Raw genomic sequence first — 1,571 nt, 5'->3', positions numbered from 1 at the left:
TATATCAATAGTATAGATATAATATTGTATTTAGGATATAATTATTGATGTCTATTTTTTTTAGATCTTTTTTGATCTAATATAGAAGCTCTGGCTAATTACTGGAGCTTCTTTTAAAGAATATAATAATATATTTGGGGTATACTACTAAAAGATAGCATTTTAAATTCCCAATCTTATGCAATTACAAAATAACCTCCAGCTTTGGGCTGGGGGTTATTAGTTGTAAGTACTATTTTAAAAAGCCTTGGATTCACCAGAGCAATTTATTTACAATGTTAATAATTCCTAATAATCAATTCACTGTATCTATGCTCTTTATCCTTGTATTTTCCTACAAAATTATGATTTCTCTGAACCTCATCTATCTTGAAATCCTTGTATAAATGCTTCGCAAATTCACAATCGTTATAAGAAAGAATGAATTTTCCTTTTACTTTCTTCAGGCAATCGCATAACCTCACATGATCCTCTTCTGAAAATTGGACCTGATAGTATTTTTCAGTACCATAGTAAGGCGGGTCCAGGTATATAAGTGCATCCTCTTTATCATAGACCTTTAACAAATCCTCAAAATCTTTATTTTCAATCACCACATCAGAGAGTCTTTCCTGAATATCAGTAAGATATTTAATCATCACATTTACATTTTTCTTCACACACCCATAGGATCTGTGGTCGCTTCCATAGCTTGTCTTAATCAACATGAAGAAACGTGCTGCTCTCTGAATATCCGTCATACCTCTAGTGTTATACTGACTTGCGAAATCATAAAATACTTCCCTTGAATTCAACATGAATGAAAGTTCCCTCTGCAACTCTCCACAATGGAATTTAACGCACCTGAATAAATTCACCAGGTCCCCATTTATACCGTTGTATACTTCCATGCTGGCCAGTTTATCTTTTGAAAACAATACCCATGCTGCACCTCCAAACACTTCTATGTATCTATTGAAACTTTCGGGAAATCGTTTGACTATCTCCTTCCTGAGTAATTTCTTTCCACCTATCCAATTTATAAAACTATTCATATATACCTCCTATGTTCCAGATAATACTATTATATACGAACATATGTTCTATATCGAGGTAGAATATGGATAACCTTCATAAATATAGATTCATGGTTAAAATTTATGCTATAATAATTATCAGGAGAATAAGGATGTTTTTAGCTAGTCACCCTCCGGGATTTTATCTCTCCCAAGGAGTCGTTGCGGTTAACCTGACAACAGAGGGGGTGACATAAATGAGTGATTCTATTACTATTACATCTATAGTATGCGTTGCAATAGTGAGTATAGTTGGTATTTTTGCTATGCTTGCATACTTAAAAGAAAGAGCCATTCTTAAATACAAGAACAGCTCTAAACACAGTAATACTGAAATATCTATTACTGCAGATAGTGATAAAGAAAATAGCTCAAAAAATTAAAAATGCACCCTTCTCCAAGTAGTGCATTTTTAATTAGCTAAAAATATAAACTTTAAATTAAAACCGTAACGGCTTCTTTTGAATATATTATATCACAATTTATTATTTTAAATCATATTTTGTGGTATTAATT

2 protein-coding genes are annotated in these 1,571 nt (G+C 31.9%); one reads left to right on the top strand and one right to left on the bottom strand.

The genetic code is table 11. The annotated features are described in order from the left end of the window. Window positions 1-278: 278 nt before the first annotated feature. Window positions 279-1,034 (bottom strand): DNA adenine methylase, encoded by a 756-nt coding sequence (locus J5G60_RS18255; protein WP_150359055.1) that lies wholly within the window; start codon window positions 1,032-1,034, stop codon window positions 279-281. Window positions 1,035-1,252: 218 nt separating this feature from the next. On the opposite strand from J5G60_RS18255, the gene J5G60_RS18250 reads away from it, so the two are divergent. Continuing rightward, window positions 1,253-1,438: a hypothetical protein gene (locus J5G60_RS18250; RefSeq protein WP_150359056.1), complete on the top strand. Its 186-nt coding sequence runs from the start codon at window positions 1,253-1,255 to the stop codon at window positions 1,436-1,438. Window positions 1,439-1,571: the final 133 nt, after the last annotated feature.

This window comes from Clostridium sp. HV4-5-A1G, from assembly GCF_900184915.1.
Classification (GTDB): Bacteria; Bacillota; Clostridia; order Clostridiales; family Clostridiaceae; genus Clostridium_B; species Clostridium_B aromativorans.
The sequence above is the reverse complement of the archived record's forward strand: the minus strand, read 5'-3'. Positions and strand labels throughout refer to the sequence as shown.

Bases quoted from the DNA above. Each gene is read 5' to 3' on its own strand.
- J5G60_RS18250 (WP_150359056.1), top strand. From the start codon at position 1,253: ATGAGTGATTCTATTACTATTACATCTATAGTATGCGTTGCAATAGTG.
- J5G60_RS18255 (WP_150359055.1), bottom strand. From the start codon at position 1,034: ATGAATAGTTTTATAAATTGGATAGGTGGAAAGAAATTACTCAGGAAG.